The organism is Stenotrophomonas sp. YJH_SMC_20, assembly GCF_059367845.1.
This window is the reverse complement of record NZ_JCAFRG010000006.1, coordinates 200,851-216,151: the sequence shown is the minus strand read 5'-3', so window position 1 is coordinate 216,151 and position 15,301 is coordinate 200,851. Positions and strand designations below refer to the sequence as shown.

Annotated in this window: 12 protein-coding genes and 1 tRNA gene; 8 read left to right on the top strand and 5 right to left on the bottom strand. The window is 64.8% G+C overall.

The annotated features are described in order from the left end of the window. The first annotated feature begins 49 nt into the window (after positions 1-49). From rpoD to AC5P6A_RS12815, 3 genes are all read left to right on the top strand, one after another. Complete coding sequence (gene rpoD, locus AC5P6A_RS12825) at positions 50-1,903, top strand: RNA polymerase sigma factor RpoD (RefSeq protein ID WP_019660768.1); 1,854 nt, start codon at positions 50-52, stop codon at positions 1,901-1,903. A gap of 283 nt (positions 1,904-2,186) precedes the next feature. Continuing rightward, complete coding sequence (gene yjjJ, locus AC5P6A_RS12820; protein WP_229301575.1) at positions 2,187-3,560, top strand: type II toxin-antitoxin system HipA family toxin YjjJ; 1,374 nt, start codon at positions 2,187-2,189, stop codon at positions 3,558-3,560. A gap of 124 nt (positions 3,561-3,684) precedes the next feature. After that, a tRNA-Ile gene (locus AC5P6A_RS12815) sits at positions 3,685-3,760 on the top strand. A gap of 108 nt (positions 3,761-3,868) precedes the next feature. On the opposite strand, the gene AC5P6A_RS12810 is transcribed toward AC5P6A_RS12815, so the two are convergent. Then, a complete protein-coding gene (locus tag AC5P6A_RS12810) occupies positions 3,869-4,381 on the bottom strand; it encodes a hypothetical protein (RefSeq protein WP_155030172.1) in 513 nt (170 codons plus the stop codon). Further along, positions 4,378-4,905 carry a hypothetical protein gene (locus AC5P6A_RS12805; RefSeq protein ID WP_019660765.1) on the bottom strand — a complete coding sequence of 176 codons (528 nt, stop codon included), beginning with the start codon at positions 4,903-4,905 and terminating at the stop codon, positions 4,378-4,380. Before AC5P6A_RS12805 ends, AC5P6A_RS12810 begins: the two co-directional genes overlap by 4 nt. Positions 4,906-5,733: 828 nt before the next feature. Here AC5P6A_RS12805 and AC5P6A_RS12800 point away from each other — a divergent pair. After that, complete coding sequence (locus AC5P6A_RS12800) at positions 5,734-7,365, top strand: serine hydrolase domain-containing protein (protein ID WP_495222321.1); 1,632 nt, start codon at positions 5,734-5,736, stop codon at positions 7,363-7,365. 18 nt (positions 7,366-7,383) lie between these two features. On the opposite strand, the gene AC5P6A_RS12795 is transcribed toward AC5P6A_RS12800, so the two are convergent. Then, complete coding sequence (locus AC5P6A_RS12795) at positions 7,384-7,776, bottom strand: DoxX family protein (RefSeq protein ID WP_019660763.1); 393 nt, start codon at positions 7,774-7,776, stop codon at positions 7,384-7,386. Between the two features lie 118 nt (positions 7,777-7,894). Here AC5P6A_RS12795 and AC5P6A_RS12790 point away from each other — a divergent pair, with 118 nt between their 5' ends. Both AC5P6A_RS12790 and AC5P6A_RS12785 read left to right on the top strand, forming a co-directional pair. Then, positions 7,895-8,314 carry an H-NS family nucleoid-associated regulatory protein gene (locus tag AC5P6A_RS12790; protein ID WP_164143984.1) on the top strand — a complete coding sequence of 140 codons (420 nt, stop codon included), beginning with the start codon at positions 7,895-7,897 and terminating at the stop codon, positions 8,312-8,314. 49 nt (positions 8,315-8,363) lie between these two features. Further along, positions 8,364-8,771: a hypothetical protein gene (locus AC5P6A_RS12785; protein ID WP_019660761.1), complete on the top strand. Its 408-nt coding sequence runs from the start codon at positions 8,364-8,366 to the stop codon at positions 8,769-8,771. A gap of 23 nt (positions 8,772-8,794) precedes the next feature. On the opposite strand, the gene AC5P6A_RS12780 is transcribed toward AC5P6A_RS12785, so the two are convergent. Continuing rightward, positions 8,795-9,436 carry a glutathione S-transferase family protein gene (locus tag AC5P6A_RS12780; protein ID WP_058978725.1) on the bottom strand — a complete coding sequence of 214 codons (642 nt, stop codon included), beginning with the start codon at positions 9,434-9,436 and terminating at the stop codon, positions 8,795-8,797. A 472-nt stretch (positions 9,437-9,908) separates the two neighbouring features. Here AC5P6A_RS12780 and AC5P6A_RS12775 point away from each other — a divergent pair, with 472 nt between their 5' ends. Then, complete coding sequence (locus tag AC5P6A_RS12775) at positions 9,909-10,361, top strand: PA2169 family four-helix-bundle protein (protein WP_346715123.1); 453 nt, start codon at positions 9,909-9,911, stop codon at positions 10,359-10,361. Between the two features lie 252 nt (positions 10,362-10,613). Continuing rightward, positions 10,614-11,801, top strand: a complete 1,188-nt coding sequence (gene cml, locus AC5P6A_RS12770) for a CmlA/FloR family chloramphenicol efflux MFS transporter (protein WP_346474525.1) — start codon at positions 10,614-10,616, stop codon at positions 11,799-11,801. Between the two features lie 64 nt (positions 11,802-11,865). On the opposite strand, the gene AC5P6A_RS12765 is transcribed toward cml, so the two are convergent. Then, positions 11,866-15,258: an autotransporter domain-containing protein gene (locus AC5P6A_RS12765; RefSeq protein WP_346715122.1), complete on the bottom strand. Its 3,393-nt coding sequence runs from the start codon at positions 15,256-15,258 to the stop codon at positions 11,866-11,868. Between the last annotated feature and the right edge of the window lie 43 nt (positions 15,259-15,301).

Sequence of the window (15,301 nt, the reverse complement as noted above, 5' to 3'; positions counted from 1 at the left end):
ATAATGCTACGTTCCCTATTTCCTACCCAGCCGGTGGCGCGAGCACTACATGGCCAACGAACGTCCTGCCCAATCCGAAATCAAGCAACTGATCAGCAAGGGCCTGGAACAGGGCTACCTGACCTACGCCGAAGTCAATGACCATCTGCCGGACGACATGGTCGACCCGGAACAGATCGAAGACATCATCGGCATGATCAACGGCATGGGCATCGATGTCCATGAAGTTGCGCCGGATGTGGAAACCCTGCTTCTCAACGACGGCAACACCGGCAACCGCGAAGTCGATGACACCGCGGCCGAAGAAGCTGCCGCCGCGCTGAGCGCGCTCGACACCGAAGGTGGCCGTACCACCGACCCGGTGCGCATGTACATGCGCGAAATGGGCACCGTCGAGCTGCTGACCCGCGAAGGCGAAATCGCCATCGCCAAGCGCATCGAGGAAGGCCTCTCCCAGGTCCAGGCCGCGCTCGGCCAGTTCCCGGTGTCGGTCGAGTCGCTGCTGAACGACTACGAAGCCCACAAGGAAGGCAAGAAGCGCCTGGCCGAAGTGATCGTCGGGTTCAATGATCTGGTCGACGAAGAGCCGGCGCCGCCGGCGGTCGCTGCCGATGACAGCAGCGATGCCGACGCCGAAGGCGACGAGGACGAGGACGATGATGTCGAGGGTGGCGAGGAAGAAGCCGCACCGACCGGTCCGGACCCGGAGGAAGTCGCCGCGCGCATGCAGGCGCTGAGCGATGCCTTCAATGCGTTCAAGAAGGCCGCGACCAAGGGCGACAAGAAGAACCTGCCGCGCCTGCGCGAAGAGATGTCGGCGGTGTTCGTCACCCTGAAGCTGCCGCTGCCGCTGACCGACGTGCTGACCAAGCAGCTGCGCGACACCATGGCCGACATCAAGTCGCATGAGCGCCGTGTGCTGAACCTGGCCACCGTCACCGCGCGCATGCCGCGCAAGGACTTCATCCGTTCCTGGGAAGGCAACCAGACCAACCTGGAATGGGTGGAAGACGCACTGAAGCGCAAGCAGAAGTGGTCGTCGGCCCTGCGCGAAGTGAAGGACCAGATCATTGCCGAACAGCAGGCGACGATCGACATCGAGAAGCTGACCCAGCTGGACCTGGAAGAGCTGAAGGAAATCAGCCGTGCCATGGCCTACGGTGAAGCCAAGGCGCGCAAGGCCAAGAAGGAAATGGTCGAGGCCAACCTGCGCCTGGTGATCTCGATTGCCAAGAAGTACACCAACCGCGGCCTGCAGTTCCTGGACCTGATCCAGGAAGGCAACATCGGCCTGATGAAGGCGGTGGACAAGTTCGAATACCGCCGCGGCTACAAGTTCTCGACCTACGCCACCTGGTGGATCCGCCAGGCGATCACCCGCTCGATCGCCGACCAGGCGCGCACCATCCGTATCCCGGTGCACATGATCGAGACGATCAACAAGTTGAACCGCATTTCCCGCCAGATGCTCCAGCAGTACGGCCGCGAGGCCACGCCGGAGGAGCTGGCCAAGGAAATGGACATGCCGGAAGACAAGATCCGCAAGGTGATGAAGATCGCCAAGGAGCCGATCTCGATGGAAACCCCGATCGGTGACGACGAGGATTCCCATCTGGGCGACTTCATCGAGGACACCAACGTGGAGTCCCCGATCGAGAACACCACCAACATCAACTTGTCTGAAACCGTGCGCGACGTGCTGGCCGGCCTCACCCCGAGGGAAGCCAAGGTGCTGCGCATGCGCTTCGGCATCGACATGAACACCGACCACACGCTGGAAGAGGTCGGCAAGCAGTTCGACGTGACCCGCGAGCGCATCCGCCAGATCGAAGCGAAGGCCCTGCGCAAGCTGCGTCACCCGAGCCGCTCGGAGCAGCTGCGCAGCTTCCTGGATATCGATTGATATCCGGCGATGGCTGATGTGTTGAGAGAAACCCCGCTTCGGCGGGGTTTTTCTTTGCCACCACATCCCTGTAACGCTCCGCCAGTGCTCGGCAGGGCCATATAATTACGTAACAAATAATGTAACAAAGATCCGCATCGAAGCTGGCGCTTCGTGGATATGTCCATTATTTTCAGGCTCATAGATGCAAGATCGTGCTTGCAGTCCCGTTTTTTTGATGCTAATTACGTAACAAGTTTCGTATTACGTAATGCACATGCCACGCGCTCAACGCCCACAGGTATTGGATCTGATCGCTCAGCTGGCCCCCGGCCAGCCGCTACCAGCCGCGGCGCTGGCCGAGCGTCTGGGGGTGGACCGGATGGCGCTCAGTCGGCTGGTGGCCGCCAGTGGCCCGCAGGTGGTGCGCATGGGCAGAACGCGGGCAACCGCCTATGCGCTGCGGCGGCCCACCCGGGCAGGCAGCGAATGGCCGCTGTACCGGCTGCGCGAAGATGCGACGCTGGAGGAGCTGGGGCGGGTAATTGCGCTGGTAGGAGGCGGCTTCCATGTCGACGCCGGGCCTGACTGCCCGAACCTGCGACGCGCGCCCGAAGGTGACGTTGCTGCCTTCTTTCCTGACTTACCGTGGTACCTGGATGACCTGCGACCGCAGGGATTTCTTGGTCGCAGCTTCGCCCATGGCCGTGGGCAGGCGCTCGGCCTGCCGAAGGACCTCAAGGGCTGGCAACCGGACGATGTGTTGATGGCCCTGGTAACCGCTGGCGGGACTGAAGCGGGCGATCTGCTGCTCGGTATCGCTGCTGTGGAGGCGGCGATGGAGACGTTGCAGGCGCCGATCGATCGGGTTGCGGCCGACGATCGTCTTGCACAGTATCGCGAGCGTGCGCGTGCTGCGCTGGACGGAGAGGATGTGGGCTCCTCGCCGGGTGGCGAGCAACCCAAGTTCACCGCCACCGTGGAGGTCCACGGCAGGCGCCGCTCGGTGCTGGTCAAGTTCGCGCAGCCCGATGAAGGCGCCGCCGCCCAGCGCTGGAGCGATCTGCTGGTCTGCGAACATCTGGCGCTTGAGGCCCTGCGCCAGTCCGGACAAGCCGCGGCGTCCAGTGAACTGCTGCAGTCGCCCACGCACACCTTCCTGGAAATCGAGCGCTTCGACCGCACGCCCGATCTGCTGGGGCGGCGAGGCCTGGTCTCGCTGCTGTCGCTATCGTCCGCGTTCACCGGCGAGGTCACCCCAGCGTGGCCGGTTGCAGGCGCCGAACTGCGTGATCAAGGCTGGCTGACGGCCGACACCGTGCAGGCGATGGGCCGACGCCACGCGTTCGGGCGGCTGATCGGCAACAGCGACATGCACCACGGCAACATCGCCTTCCACTTCGTTGATCGCGGCCCGCTGCCGTTGGCGCCGGTCTACGACATGCTGCCGATGTCGCTGGCGCCGTCAAAGCTGGGCGTGTTGCGCGCGGACGAGCCGCTGTCGCCGGTCGCACCGCTGGGCAGTGGTGATCTGCAGCATCTGCGCTGGGCGGCACCGGTGGCTGAAGCATTCTGGCAGTGCGTGGCTGTTGACGGGCGGATCCAGTCGCCAGCAATGCGGTCATTGGCGGGGGCGAACGCCGAGCGGGTGCGGGAGATGGGCGCGCGGTTTGGGTGAGCCAGCTGTTGCGCAAGCCTGGGCGCGCGGCGTTGCGCAGCGATGGCTGAGGGTTTTCCAGTGTGTCTTGGCGCCGGCGGTTAGCCGGTTGAGCGCAGGCTCCACTACACTGTGGCGCTGCGCCGGGCCTATAGCTCAACGGTTAGAGCAGGGGACTCATAATCCCTTGGTTCCAGGTTCGAATCCTGGTGGGCCCACCACATTGACGTCCAGCGAAGTCCAGAGACGACGCCCCGATGGCGTCTGGCTGGTGCGTCAGGGGCGCCAAGGGCAGCACCTTGCGGCGATGCCCTTTCATTGTGGTGCCCTCAGGATCGTGGCAGATTCTCGATAGGACCAACGCGACCGGGCGGCGGCGGCTGACAGTTGCCGAAGCACCCGCCACCACCGGGGAACCAGCCGCCGATCCCGCCACCACCGCCAGTGCTGCCACCACCACCACCGCCAGACGGGGGCGTCGAGGCGAAGCTGTCCTCGGTGCCGCCTGACTCTTCTGCCGACTTCCCGCACGGCTTGCTGACGGTGATCATGCTTGAGCCGGTCATCATCATGATTTTTGTTTTGTACATGACGTTGCCGACGAAGGACGTGTTGCGCCATGCATCCGCACCGAACGTCCTTTCAGCGGTCTCATCCAGCTTCTTCAGGAATGCCCGGTTGGGCGCATCTGCGGATGAGGCACCGGCTTGCTTGGCCGCCGCGATATCCTTCAGGTCGACCGATATCGAGAACGGGAGCATTGGAAGAACGGTGCAGGCCAGAGCAACACCGGTAACGGTGAAAGCAGCGGTGGCCAGGACGAATTTACTTGCAGGTTTCATTGCCATCCTTGCGAGTTGTCAACGGGGAACGGGCGGTAATCGGGAACGAACGGGACGCCGGTTCGTTCCTGGTAGAGCTGGTTGAATGTGGCATTCAGCCGAAGCGCTTCGGCCTCCCCCTGCATCCGCTCTTCGATAGTGAGCGGTGCAGAGAACATGATTTCCCTGCCAAGCGCGGCGGAAGGGTCTGCGCGCATCTCCAGGACGCGCGAAACCGCGTATGCGTTGATGTTTCCCGCTCGACCGGTGGATGCGAAATGAGTCGCAAGCAGTTGCAGTGCAAAGTAGTTGCCGTCCACTGCGGACGACATCATCCGGTCCAAGGCGGTTCGATCGGGCAGCTTTCGCGAGTCCAGCATGGTGCGCGCAAGCTTGTCGCCGCCGTGGGCGGCTTGTTCCAGCAACGCATCGGGCGCGCTGGAATAGGAAGCCCACTGCGCGGTATTCGGATAGCCGTGTTCATCCAGCCAGCGTTGCTCCTCGCGGCTACGCCCATCAAATGGATCATCGTCCTTGGGTTCCATTCCATCGCGATTCTGCGGAACACCAGGAAACAGCATGCTCGTGCTGTTGGCAGGCCGTAACGCGGGTGACGCAGCCGAGGGTGTCGGCGCAGAAGGATCCTTGCGCTGCCCGCCCGCCTGTTCAACATTCGGTGCCGTTTGCGAGGACTGTGGCGTGGGGCGAAGGAGGAGAAGGGCCGCCACCGCTCCCGTGGCGAGTACGGCAACGACGAGTGCTGCAGCGAATTTCTGCGATGAACTTCTGTATTCCATGAGGGTGGTGCAGTTTCCTTGCGACTAACACTGGGTCGGGTAGGCGACGCAACAACGTTGGAGCTGCTCGCGCAACTGAAACGGAGTGCATGCAAGTCCCCAGAGATGGACTCGATCGTCTTGTGCACATCTGCATCGCCCGCAGAGAACGGAAAAGTGGTGCAGCCTCCCCCGGTCCGCCTTGGTTCGTATTCAGTCCTTGTTTACGTTCTGGTCCGTCACGCGCTTCGGACCCGGTGCCGGGCGAGCCGTTGCACATCACCGACGACTGGTCACGACCAGAGCTCCGGGAACCGCCACAGGCCTATTGGAGCGAGTGCCGCGCCTTTGTTGCGGCGCAGGGAATCCGCTTGCCGCTCTCTCCGGGCTGAGGCCTGCGCAGCCGGCGAAGGTGCAGCAGTGTCGATCACCGCACTCTGTGCCGAATGACACATGCCCCGCCATTTCTGCTGGCGGGAAGATGGCGGCATCCCGAAGTGGAGTGATCTGATGCCTGGTACGCTCAGTCGTCGCGCCTTCCTGGCCAACGCTGCTGCCGTTCCGGCGGCCACGCTCGTGCCCACCGGCGTTGCTGCGGTGGCGCAGCCAACCGTCACCACCGGGAGCCTGATCGACGCGGAACGCGGCGTGATCCGCTCGGCCATGGACGGCAGCGGCATCGGTGCCGCTGCCGTCTGCCTGGTCGAAGGCGGGCAGGTGCGCTGGGCTGAAGGCTTCGGTCACGTATCAGGCCAGGGCAGCGCGGCCGTAGACGCCAGCACGATGTTCAGCATCCAGTCCACCTCGAAGAATTTCGCTGCGGTGGCGGTGCTGTTGGCCGTGCAGGACGGCATCCTTGATCTGGACGTGCCCATTACCCGCTATCTGCCGTCGTTCACGGTGCGCAGCCGCTTCGAGCATGCTCCACAGGAGCGCATCAGCCTGCGCCTGCTGCTTGCCAATCGCGCGGGATTCACGCACGAGGCGCCACTGGGCAACAACTACGAACCGGCGTCGCCGGGCTTTGATGCGCACGTCCGCAGCATCTCGCAGACATGGCTGCGCTTTCCAGTGGGTACGCGCTATCGCTACTCCAACCTGGGCTTCGACCTTGCCGGTCATGTCATTGAGCAGGTTGCGGGCATCAGCTATCCGGCCTGGCTGCAGCGCCGGATCTTCGAGCCGCTGGGAATGCACGACAGTACGGCCGATGCCTCGATCTACCTGGCAAGCAAGGGGCGGGCACTGGGAACCCAGGAAGGCCATGCGCAGGTACCGCCGGTGACGCCGCTGGTGGTGTCGGGAGGCGTCTGGACCAGTGCCGCCGACATGGCGAAGTATCTTGGCTTCCTGCTCGATGGCGGTCGATCCGGTGCGCAGCAACTGCTCGAGCCTCACCTTTGGGACGAGATGCATGGTTTCGGCCTGGGCGGTGACTACGGGCTCGGTGTCATGCGCAGCGAACGCCTCTACGGCAGTACATCGGTGAGGCTGCTGCACCACCGCGGCGGGGGCTTCGGGTTCGGGTGCGTGTTCACCTACTGCAGGCAGGCAAACGCTGGATTTGCCGCGATGTTCAATCGCGCGACGTCTGCGGGGTACGGCATTGGCGAGCGTCTGCTCGATCAGCTGTTGTCGGCGCGTTTCGGGCCTCGTCAGCCGCGTGTGCCCCTGTCTTCCCTGGCGCCGATCAGGTTGATCCAGGACCAGGTGCAGCGGATGGCGGGAAGCTGGATCGGGCGCAGCGGCAAGGCGAAGATCGTGGTTGCCGGAAGCGATGAACTGCAACTGCATCGTGGGGCGCAAGCTGTGGGCGGCCGTTTTGCGGCCATCGACGGCGACCAACTGTTCACCGTGGACACCGATGGAGAAGTTGCGACGTACCGCTACCATGCGGCGACGGACATGCTGCCGGCGCACCTGGAATGCAGCAACGGCGAGGACGGCCTGGACCAGAACGATCCCATCGATGGGCCCACGGGGCCGCAGGCGCCCCATTGGCAACCCTGGCTGGGGCGCTATCGCATCGACCAGTGGGGAAAACCGTCGATGTCCGTTGTGCTGGAGCAGCGACAGGGCTGGCTGTACATCGATGGCATCCGCCTGGTCACCGAAGTGGAGCCAGGCTTGTTGTTCACCAGCGATGGCGAAGCGGTGGATTTCCGCAGCTCCCAGCCGACATGGCGAAACCTGCGTCTGCAGCGCGTCCCGCCCGTGGGCCAGGGGTGATGGCGGCATGCAGCCTGCTTATCCGCGCCGCCCACGCCCATCAATGCTGTAGCGCCCGGCTCCGGTGCAGGCCAGCAGCAGGAAGCCACCGGCCAGGCCCAGGTTCTTCAGGAACATGATCTGCTGGGTCTGATCGGCGAAGTTGTGGTGGAAGATGAAAGCGGTGACCAGGCTGAAACCTGCCAGTACGACCGCCACCAGCCGGGTCTGGAAGCCGAGCAGGATGCACAGGCCGCTGCCGATTTCGAAAGCGATGGTCGGCCAGAGCAGGATGCCGGGAACTCCCATTGCCTCCATGTAGCCCTGGGTACCACTGAGATCACCGAGCTTGCCCAGCCCGGAGACCAGGAACAGGGCCATCAGCAGGATGCGTGCGAGCAGGTAGGCGAGCGAATGCGATGAAGTGCTCACGTCGAGGTCCTCGGAGATGGCCGACGCAGGCGATCGGAGCCCACCGGCGGTGAAGCCCGTGTCTACGCGCCGGGCAGGGCGCCTTGACAGCTGCCGCGCTGCAGTAGACCTTTCCCGCATGACGATCGATATTGAATCGCTCAGCCTTCGCGAGCTGGGTGCCCTGGTGGTTGCCGCTGAACGGCGGAAACAGCTGATTTCCAGCCGCCGTCCGGCCAGTGCGGTGCGCCGGATGCTGAAGGCCGCCGCCGCCGAAGCCGGATACACCCTCGAAGAACTCTTTGGCGGCCAAGCCTCGGAAACACCTGCGCCCGCCCGCAAACCCGCCCGCCGTAAATCCGGCAAAGTCGCGCCCAAGTATCGCGACCCGGAATACAAGCGCCTGACCTGGACCGGTCGCGGGCGCATGCCGCGCTGGTTGGCGTCCAAGGTGTCGATGGGCCACAAGGTCACCGATTTCCTGATTCCTGGCTTGGCCAGGCCGACCGCTGGCAAGACCAGCACCATCGGCAAGCGGACCGTCATCAAGAAGGGATGAGGCTGCAGCACTGCTACCCTGCCTAGGTCTTTCAACCAAGGAGCACGGGATGGCACACGAGAGTGGCATGATGATCACGCCGAAAGTCCTGCACGCCGCGGCAGGCGCGGCCGTGCTGGTCAGCCTGCTGGCCTGGGCGGTGGAATGGAGCGGGATGGCCTATGTCTGCCCGTACTGCCGCGTGCAGCGCACGGTCATCGGCGTGCTCGGCCTGCTCACGCTGTTCGCGCGCCCGGGGAGCCTCATCGTGCCCTGGTTGTCGTACACAGCCGGTGGCTTCGCGTTCGTGGTCGCAGCGATGCAGCACTTCAACGGCTGGAAGCGCATTTCCGCCGGTGATTTCAGTTTCAACGCGCAGTGGTACATCGATCCGTGGCTGCTGTCCGGCTGCGCGATGCTGATCCTGGTGGCGCAGCTGATGCTGGTGCAGGCCGCCTGCCGGCGCAGCTTGCGCTGAGTATTTCCACGCATGGCGCGGAACTACCCGTTCTGGAATACCGCCAGCTGCGCAGCAAACGCGCGCTGATAGGCGGGACGCTGCGTTGCCCGTGCCACATAGGCCACCAGCAGCGGATACTCGTCAAGCAGCCCGCTGCTCTTCAGACGCAGCAGCACCGAAACCATCATCAGGTCGCCCACGCTGAAATCGCCGTCCAGCCACGGCGCGTTGGCCAGCCATGTTGACAGTTGCGCCAATCGCGCCCGAACCCGCTCATCCAGCATCGGCAGCCGCTGTGCGTACCACGGCTGCTCGCGCTCCAGCACCCAGGCCATGGAGCGCTCGACAATCGGCGGCTCTACCGTGTTCAGTGCGGCAAACAGCCACATGACCGCGCGCATGCGGGCATCCGGATCAACCGGGAGCAGGCCGGAATGTTGTTCGGCCAGGTGCAGGACGATCGCGCCGGATTCAAACAGGACCTGGTGGCCCTCCTGCCAGGTGGGAATCTGCCCGAACGGATTGCGTGCCAGGTGCGCGGGCTGCTTCAGCTCGGCAAAGCTGAGCAGCTGCACGTCATAGGGCACGTCCAGCTCTTCCAGCGCCCAGCGAACGCGCATGTCACGGGCCAGGCCCTGGCCGCGGTCGGGAGAGGTGGCGAAGGCGGTGAGGATGGCGGTCATGGCAGCAGTCCGCGTGGTGAGGGAAGGGCTTTGATGATCCGACGAGCGGGCGTCCCGGAAATCGAAATCGATGGCGGCGCCCTGCACGTCACCTGCACGCGTCCTGCACGCACGTACCGCCGCCGATCCATCAGTCTGCCGGGGTCATCCGCAGAGACAGGTAGCAGGCATGAATACCCCCGGAAAACCGAAGCCCAGTTGGCGCCAGAGAAACGTACTGATGGGAGCGCTCGCCGCGGTCGTGGTGATCGTGCTGATCATCCTGTTCGTTCCCTGGTGAGGCTGGCCAGCACCGCTCGATGTGAGCCACGCGCCACTGTGGCGTGAAGCAGTCAGTGCGGGTTGGGTGAAGTGATGTGCATATCAATCGCTGCTCACCCGCGAACCACACGAGCATGTCCACAGTGGATCCGCAGGCAGCGCAGTCGAGGCTGCTTTTCTCCCCCTGAAACGAAGATACAGGAGCAAGGCCATGAGCACCCAGTCCACCATCGAACACCGCCTCAACGACCTGATCGAGATCGCCCGCGACGGCAAGTCGTTCTACGAAGAGGCCGCAACCAAGGTGAAGGATGCCGAGCTGTCGGCCTTGTTCACCCGTATCGCCGGCGTCAAGGGCCGCATCGTCGCGGCGCTGAGCGGTTCGGTGGCTGCCAGCGGCGGCAAGCCGGCCGAGCATGGCACCGTGGTGGGTTCGATGCAGCAGTTCTACGGCAAGGTCCGCGCCGCGTTCGGAGATACCAACTATGGCTACGTGGCCGAGCTGGAAGAGTCCGAGGATCGCCTGCTGGGCGCGTTCAAGGATGTGCTGAAGGACAATGAACTGCCGCCGGCGGTGCGCCAGGAAGTCACTAAGTTGTTGCCCGAAGTGCAGGAGTGCCACAACGTGATGCGCGCGCGCAAGCATGCGATGAAGGCGGCCTGACGATCAGCGGCGGCCCACTCCCCAGGGTCGCCGCGGCCGGGGCGGCACCGCTGCCCCGGCCACCCTGAACCGGTCGCTGCTACACTTGCACCGGTTCCGCACCGCCAACGATCAACACCATGAGCAACGGGAACGGTCCGCAGACAGTTCGCTGAGCCGCAACAACGATGCAGACGTTGTTGCGGTGATCATCCCTGCGATGCACGCGAAGTGGATGGATCGCCGCCGGATCACTCCGGGCGGAGACTCCCCATGTTCAATCGAAAGGCCCCGCGTTGGGCCCACCCGTTGCCGTCGGCCATTGTGCTGATGGCGCCGTTCGACCTCCTGGCCTCGCTGGCCATGGACATCTATCTTCCTGTGGTGCCGGTGATGCCGCAGGCACTGCAGACATCCCCGACGCTGGTGCAGCTCACGTTGAGCAGTTACCTGCTGGCGCTCGGGCTGGGCCAGTTGCTGTTTGGCCCATTGTCCGACCGCATCGGGCGACGCCCGGTCCTGTTGCTGGGGGCGTTGCTGTTCGCGCTTTCGTCGTTTGCGCTGGCCTTGTCCGGCAGCGGCGCCGCTTTTCTGGCCTGGCGAACCGTACAGGCGGTGGGAGCGTCGGCGGCATTGGTGGCGACCTTCGCCACGGTCCGTGACGTCTATGCCGATACACCCGAAGGCGCCTCGCTGTATGGGTTGTTCGCTTCGATGCTGGCCTTCGTGCCGGCGCTGGGGCCTGTTCTGGGCGCACTGCTGGCTGGTGCCGTCGGCTGGCGCGCGATCTTCGTTCTGCTCGGCGTACTGGGCATGATCGCCGGCCTGCGCGCGGTGCGGCATTGGCACGAAACCCGCCCGCAGTGCCATGACGGGGCGCGACCGGCGGCACGACGCATCCTCGGCAGCGGCGCGTTCTGGGTCTACACGTTGGGCTTCAGCGCGGGCATGGGCACATTCTTCGTGTTCTTCTCAGTCGCGCCCCGGTTGCTGGTCGGGCGCATGCAGTACTCGCCGCTGTCGTTCAGCCTGGCCTTCGCGACGGTGGCACTGGTGATGATCGTCACGGCGCGGATGGCGAACGCGTGCATTGGGCGCTGGAACGTGCGCGGTACCTTCCTGCGCGGCCTGTGGGTGATGGTGGCCGGGGCGCTGCTGATGGCGTCGGCCGCCGCGTGGCGTCCCTCGTTGATCGGCGTGGTGCTGCCCATGTGGGGCATCGCGGTGGGGCTGGTGATGGTGGTTTCAGTGGCTGCCAACGGTGCGCTGCGTGATTTCGCCGATGCGTCGGGTGCGGCGGTGGCCCTGTACTACGCAGTGCAGAGCCTTATCGTGGCAGGCATCGGCACGCTGGTGATCCTTGTGCTACCCGGCGATACCGTGTGGCCGCTGGTGGCCTATGGGTTGCTGCTGCCACTTGCCAGTCTGGCAGGTGCCGCCGCCCTGCGCCGTCGCGCATAGCGCTGGGGGTGAGCAAAAAAGGGGCGGCCGCAAGGCCGCCCCAACCCGTCAAGAGAACACGTGTTTAGAAGCGGATGGACCAGCGAGCACTGGCCCCATGGTCGCGGCTTTCACTGCCGAACTGGCCGCTGTAGCCCAGCTCCAGCTGCTGCCGCGGCGTCAGCCACGCCGACAGGCCCAGCTCGGCCACGACAGCGTTCTCGGCAATCGGTGCGCCTTCGACTGCAAAGGGCGTGCTGCTGTTGGCAAAGGCCAGGTTGGCCACCTGGCTGCGGTCTCCGAAGGCGCGGCGATAGCCCAGACCACCGCGCAGATGCAGCCAGCTGTCCTGCTGGAATGATGCCTTCAGGCCCTTGTCGAAGCGCAGCCCTGCGGTAGCGGTGGTGGTGCCGGTGTCGTCCACCTTGCCGTGCAGCGCCGCCGCGCCACCGCGCTCGTTGATCTGCTTGAGGTCCACTTCCACGCGAGCCACCTGCAGGTAGGGCTCCAACCCGCCTTCCGCGTTGCCGAAGCGATAGCCCGCTTCGATGAACGCTTGGCGCGCATGCGCGTTGTAGCGCGCGCTCAGGCTGTCACTGAAGCCGGCGAAGCCGACATCGCGCGTGCTCTTCACCTTGTGCTTGCTCCATGCCACGCCACCGCGCAGGCCGAAGCCGCCCCAGGCGTGGCTGGCATAGGCGCCGACGTGCGTGTTGTCGATCTTCGACTTGGCACGGCGCTCCAGCTGCTTCACGTCGGTGCGGCCGGTACCGGCCAGCACGCCGACCTGCCAGCCACCGAACTCGCGGTCGATGCCCACCAGCAGGCCATTGCTGTTGGCATCGGTGCGCGCGGTGTTGCTGTTGCCATCCAGCCTGCTGTTGCCGCCCAGTGCCTGCACCCAGGCACCGGTGGCGTCACCCGTATCGGATCCCGGTGCGGTTGCGCCGGCACGGCGTGACAACGCAGCGTCACGGACATGACGGCTGCCTTCCACCAGCGCCAGCGAGGTGGCTGCGTGCAGCTCGCCGCTGAGGCCATCGAGTACGGCACCGACCTGCTGCGGGAACAGCTGTGTCAGCGGCTTGGGCAGGCCCTGGTTGATCGCCAGGCCATCGGCCGCCGCCGCAACCGCATGCTGGTTGGGCGTAGTGGCCGCACTGGCCAGCGATGCACCACGGGCCACGTCGATGCGTGCTCCGTTGGCACCGTACGCCAGGCTGAACTGCAGGAACGGCGAGAACGCGCTGAAGTCGGTCTTCGCGAACTGCCCGTTGAGACCGCCGTCGGCGCGGATGAAATTGAACTGCTCGCCGAGGTAATAGGTGCCCGGCTCCGGCAGCGCGAGCAGGGTACCGCCCAGGGTGGCGGTGCCGGTCACGTGCAACTGGTCACTGCGCCCGCCTGGAGCAAGTTCGGCGGCATAGACGCCGGTTGCGCCCTGCACGTAGTTACCGTTGATGGTCAGCGTGCCGATTGAATTGCCGGGCGCGATGATGCCGTCGACTTGGGTGGTGCCGAGCGTACCGACACCCTTCAGCAGGCCGTTGGCACCGACCGTGGTGGTGCCGCCGGTCTGCGTGCCGTTGAAGGACACCACGCCGCCGTTGACGCTCAGGTTGCTGTCCTTCAGCACGGCGCTGGCGCTGACCGTACTCACGCCACCGGTAGTGGTCAGTGCGGTGGAGAACAGGCTGCCGTTGAGCAGGAACTGGCCGCCCTGCACTTCGACCGCCGCGGTAAGCGCGTTGGCGCCGTTCAGTTCCAGCGTACCGTCCTGCAGTACCGCGCCGTTGAAGCTGTTGTCACCGCTCAGGCGCAACCAGCCGATGCCGGACTTGGTCAGCTTGCCGGGGCCGCCGATGTCATTGGTCCAGTCATCCCAGGCATCGCCTTCCCACACCTTCAGGCCACCGGCCTTCTGGTTCATCACCACGTTGGTGTCCACGCGCAGCGAGCCGTAGCCTTCGATGGCCTTGCGCAGGTCCATCAGTCCCCAGCCGTAGATCTCGTCGATGCCGGGTGCGCCAAGATCACGCGCGGTGGTCAGCAGCACGTCGCGGACCTGCGCGCTGTCCAGATAGGGGAAGCGTTCGAACAACAGGCCCAGCGCACCGGTTACGTGCGGTGCAGCCATCGACGTGCCGCTGAGCAGCCCGTAGCTGTAGGTTGGCACGCGCTGGGTGACGTCGAGCGACAGGTTGCCGTTGGCATCAACGCCCAACGACGCCGCAACGGCGGAGTCATCGCCGTAGACCGTGGAGTTGATGTTGGAACCCGGGGCCGCCAGGCACCAGTTGGCGCTGAGCCCGCACTTGTTGGAGGTCAGGCTGAGGGTGAAATCCTGTCCAACGTTGACGACGCTGAGCCAGTATTTTTCGATGTCGGCGAAGGCACGCGGCAGGGTGGCGTACATGCCGGCGATGGGGCTGGCCGATACAGGAGCCGCAGCACCGCGCGCCGGCGAATTGCCTGCCGCCCAGACCTGGATCATTCCCCTGGCGCGTGATCCGTCTGCATAAGTGGCAAGGTAGTCGCGATAATCGGGATCGTTGTAGATCCGGTCCATCAGCACCGCATCGGGTTCCTTGCTCAGGCCCCAGCTGTGGTTGACCGCGCGCACGCCCTGGGCATTCATCTGCGCATACATGTCGACCACGGCGGACGAATCCGGCCCGACGCTGCCCAGCGAGACTACCGAATACCCGGTCGCCGTACGCTGCCATTCGCTGGCGCTGTTGAAGAACAGGCGGGCCACACTGAGATCGGCGCCGAAGGCCACGCCATGCATGCCGTTGCCATCACGGTTGGCAGCGATGGTGCCGGCAACATGGGTGCCGTGCACTTCGTAGCCGATACCGGGCTGTACATAGGGCCCCGCCAGGATCAGATCGCGGATGTTCTGCGGGACGTTTGCGTTGAACCCGACGTAGCTGACCTGCACGTCGTCGCCGTCACTTGAGAAGCAGGCGCCGGGGCCAGTGAGCTGTGCAGTGTTGGTGCAGCGCGTGCCATCGGCGAGCACGTCGGCGATGTGGATGCTGCGATGGTTCTTGCCAGCGAATTCCGGATGGTCCAGGCCGGTGCCACTGTCGAACACGCCAAGGCGGATGCCGGTGCCCGTCAGGCCACGCGCATAGGCGTCGTCGGCGTGGGTCGCCGCCAGGCCCCAGTCGGCGTTGAATTCCTCCGTGCGCCAACTGGCCGGATCACCTGCGTTACCGAGGAGCGACGTGCTGCTGGCTGCTGCCGTGGGTGTTGCGGCCGCTGCGTTGGCGCCGGTCGACGCGCTCGCCATCGACGTGGGCTGCGCCCATGCCGCCTGCAGTTGGCGCTGCTGCTGCCAAGCGTCGAGTGACTCGCTGGCCATGGCGGGAAGCGCTGCAGCCAGCAACAGCGAACTGGCGACGGCCAACGCCAGGCGGCTGTGCAGCGGGAAGCGGGAGTGGGACGAACAGCCGTGCTGCGGGTGATTCATCGGACAACATTCCTTGGTTGACGGACAACAACGCCGTTAACCC

Excerpts from the sequence above, each read along its gene's own strand:
- rpoD (WP_019660768.1), top strand. The coding sequence starts at position 50 with ATGGCCAACGAACGTCCTGCCCAATCCGAAATCAAGCAACTGATCAGC.
- AC5P6A_RS12810 (WP_155030172.1), bottom strand. The coding sequence starts at position 4,381 with ATGAAACCTGCAAGTAAATTCGTCCTGGCCACCGCTGCTTTCACCGTT.
- AC5P6A_RS12805 (WP_019660765.1), bottom strand. The coding sequence starts at position 4,905 with ATGGAACCCAAGGACGATGATCCATTTGATGGGCGTAGCCGCGAGGAG.
- AC5P6A_RS12790 (WP_164143984.1), top strand. The coding sequence starts at position 7,895 with ATGACGATCGATATTGAATCGCTCAGCCTTCGCGAGCTGGGTGCCCTG.
- AC5P6A_RS12785 (WP_019660761.1), top strand. The coding sequence starts at position 8,364 with ATGGCACACGAGAGTGGCATGATGATCACGCCGAAAGTCCTGCACGCC.
- AC5P6A_RS12780 (WP_058978725.1), bottom strand. The coding sequence starts at position 9,436 with ATGACCGCCATCCTCACCGCCTTCGCCACCTCTCCCGACCGCGGCCAG.
- AC5P6A_RS12775 (WP_346715123.1), top strand. The coding sequence starts at position 9,909 with ATGAGCACCCAGTCCACCATCGAACACCGCCTCAACGACCTGATCGAG.
- cml (WP_346474525.1), top strand. The coding sequence starts at position 10,614 with ATGTTCAATCGAAAGGCCCCGCGTTGGGCCCACCCGTTGCCGTCGGCC.
- AC5P6A_RS12765 (WP_346715122.1), bottom strand. The coding sequence starts at position 15,258 with ATGAATCACCCGCAGCACGGCTGTTCGTCCCACTCCCGCTTCCCGCTG.